We start from the raw sequence: 2,438 nt of genomic DNA, 5'->3' as shown, positions 1-2,438 counted from the left end.
GTAAGCGCCGCTAAATCGACCTACTTGCCTTCGTTGTATTGCGCCACTTTTTTTGCAATGGGCTCCAGCGGGACGTTCCAGGGTAGCAGGGCTTCGAGTTTTTCCAGGCTATCGGCCTCGCCGATCTGCGCCAGCACATAGTTGATATACGCTGATGGCTCCAGGTCATTGGCTTTGGCTGTCTCCAGCAACGAGTAGCAGGTCGCGCTGGCCTTGGCGCCTTGCGCGCTGTCGGCGAACAACCAGGCCTTGCGCCCCACGGCGAACGGGCGGATTGCGTTCTCCGCCAGGATATTGCTGATGTGCAGATCTCCCCGCACGCAGTAACCCACCAGATGGGGCCATTGCCCCAGCGTGTATTCCATCGCCTGTCGAGTCAGCGAGCCTTTCATCACCTTGCCGACGTTATTGTCCAGCCAGGTTTTGAGCTCCGCCAACAGGGGCATGCTACGTGTCTGCCGTGCCTGATAACGCTCGGCATCACTGCGCTCCTTCTGCTCCCGCTCGATGGCATAGAGTTTACCTATGTACCCCAATGCTACATCGGCCAGGCCAGTACTGGCTTTGCTCTTACCTTTGTCTTTACCCTTAGGTGCAGCTCGGGTCGCTTCGATGAATTTGCGCCGAGCATGATCCCAGCAGCCAATCCGTGTCAGGCCGCTCTCTTTGCACACCTGGCTATAGCCGGAATAACCATCGGCCTGCAGTATGCCACTAAAGCCCTCCAGCAGACGCACAGGAACGCTTCCGGCGCGCGACGGATCGTAGGCAAATAGCACAGAGGAGCGGCCCGGCGGACCACCGCGGGTCACCCACATCCATTTGTCCGATTGCGCAGTTTTTCCCTCTTCTTTGAGCACCTGGATCCGCGTCTCGTCGGCTTGCAGGTACGTCGCGTGGTTCTGCTCCTCGCGCAGCAGGTTCATCAATGGCTGGAACACCTCATCCAGCCGGATGATCCAGTGGGCCATGCTGGTGCGGCTCACCTCCTGCCCTAGGCGCTTGAACATCTGCTCCAGACGGTACAGTGGCAGGCCATCGGCATACTTAGAGGTAATGATGTAGCTCAGCAATGACGGCGTGGCGATACATTTGCCCAGCGGGTGTACGGGGCGGTTGGCCGCGAGGATCACCTCTTCGCCATCACGCTCGAACACCGCCTTTTCTTGCCAGATCTCCAGCACCTTGAGTTGAGCCGGAATGAACTGCAACTCCTCTTTGACCTTGGTAAAGAACACCTTGCTGGCCCCGGCTTTCTGCTCATCGCTGAGGGTGAGTTCGATGCGCTCGCGCAGCAGTGAGGCGGAGAAGCCACGTTGACGCGGCTTGGCCTTTGCTTCGGCAGTTTGCGGCAGGTCATCGGGTAACTGGGCCAGCAGGGCGTCCATGTCCGCTTCCAGCTCTGCCTCATCAAAGAGCTGGAGCTGATGGAGTTTCTCGCTGCTGGCGGCAAAGCGCTGGATCCTGCGCAGACGCAGCAGCTCTTCGAGTAACAGGATATGGGCGTCACGCCGCTGGATAGCCTCTTCTTTTAACGCCAACTGTTGCTGAAAACCCGCAATAACCGCCAACAACTCAGCGGCGCTAAGGCCACTGAGATCAGGTGATGGGGTGAGGTTTTTCAGCGTCATTTTCATGGGGAAATTATAACAAAAACAAGGCGGTAAAGCACGAGGTTGGCGGTATTAAAGCGCCTCATAATGCAGTGTTTTATGGCCCTGCATCAAGGAGATATCGTAGCCATCGAGCAACCAGTTTATCTGCTCGGAAGAGAGGGAGAGTAGCTCATCGGCAGACGATGGCCACTTGAATTTCTCCTCGGCCAGCGCCTTGTAATAGAGCACAAAGCCGTTGTCCTCCCACATCAGACACTTGATCTTGTTGCGGCGGCGATTGGTAAAGGCATAGAGGGCACCGGTGAACGGGTTGTGCCCCAGTTGCTGCTCGACCAGCGCCGCCAGGCCGTGGGCCTGTTTACGAAAATCGATAGGAGCCCGATAGAGGTAGATCTGCGGCATGGTCAGTGCCGGACGCAAGTAACGAGGGCGCATTACAACTGCCTCATGATAGCGCCGAGCAAATCGATATTGCCCGGATGTAACCCGGAGAGAGTGATCCCGTTGGGTAAGGTGAGCGTCAAGCCGACTTCGGTCCCGACAGGAGCAGGCATGGCTACTCTGACAAAGCCAGGAAGAGAGTCCGAGTCTACAGGCTGTTCGAGCTTTTTACGCCAGTAAGCAAACTGGTGATAGACCAGTGCCTGGCTTTTGCAAAAGGCGTGGCCGGAGAGGCCGGAGTCAAGCCAGGCAGTGATCTGCTGCTGCCAAAAATCAGCACGTTCTTGAGTGGTCATAGTGAAAATCCAGCGAAGAGGTAATGGATTTCAAGTGTGACGAGCTGATTTTGGGAAAAAAAGATGCCGATTCAAGGGCGCTTAC

The 2,438-nt window shown here is 56.6% G+C and carries 3 protein-coding genes; all 3 read right to left on the bottom strand.

The window, feature by feature from the left end; translation table 11 throughout:
• Nucleotides 1–20: 20 nt before the first annotated feature.
• Genes ACLHZ1_RS20390 through tnpA form a run of 3 tightly spaced genes read right to left on the bottom strand, consistent with a single transcriptional unit; the run spans nucleotide 21 to nucleotide 2,353 of the window.
• Entirely contained in the window at nucleotides 21–1,637 is a 1,617-nt protein-coding gene (locus ACLHZ1_RS20390; protein WP_427263513.1) for an IS66-like element ISAeme5 family transposase, read from the bottom strand.
• Nucleotides 1,638–1,685: 48 nt separating this feature from the next.
• The gene (gene tnpB / locus ACLHZ1_RS20385; protein WP_427263512.1) at nucleotides 1,686–2,051 is read right to left on the bottom strand and encodes an IS66 family insertion sequence element accessory protein TnpB; all 366 of its coding nucleotides are present in this window, start codon (nucleotides 2,049–2,051) and stop codon (nucleotides 1,686–1,688) included.
• A complete protein-coding gene (gene tnpA / locus ACLHZ1_RS20380) occupies nucleotides 2,051–2,353 on the bottom strand; it encodes an IS66 family insertion sequence element accessory protein TnpA (RefSeq protein WP_005325174.1) in 303 nt (100 codons plus the stop codon). The genes tnpB and tnpA overlap by 1 nt, the downstream gene beginning before the upstream one ends.
• Between the last annotated feature and the right edge of the window lie 85 nt (nucleotides 2,354–2,438).

The organism is Aeromonas sobria, from assembly GCF_050266975.1.
GTDB classification, from domain to species: Bacteria; Pseudomonadota; Gammaproteobacteria; order Enterobacterales; family Aeromonadaceae; genus Aeromonas; species Aeromonas sobria_B.
The sequence above is the reverse complement of the archived record's forward strand: the minus strand, read 5'-3'. Positions and strand labels throughout refer to the sequence as shown.

Coding starts and splice junctions, on each gene's coding strand:
- ACLHZ1_RS20390 (WP_427263513.1), bottom strand. CDS start 1,637: ATGAAAATGACGCTGAAAAACCTCACCCCATCACCTGATCTCAGTGGC.
- tnpA (WP_005325174.1), bottom strand. CDS start 2,353: ATGACCACTCAAGAACGTGCTGATTTTTGGCAGCAGCAGATCACTGCC.
- tnpB (WP_427263512.1), bottom strand. CDS start 2,051: ATGCGCCCTCGTTACTTGCGTCCGGCACTGACCATGCCGCAGATCTAC.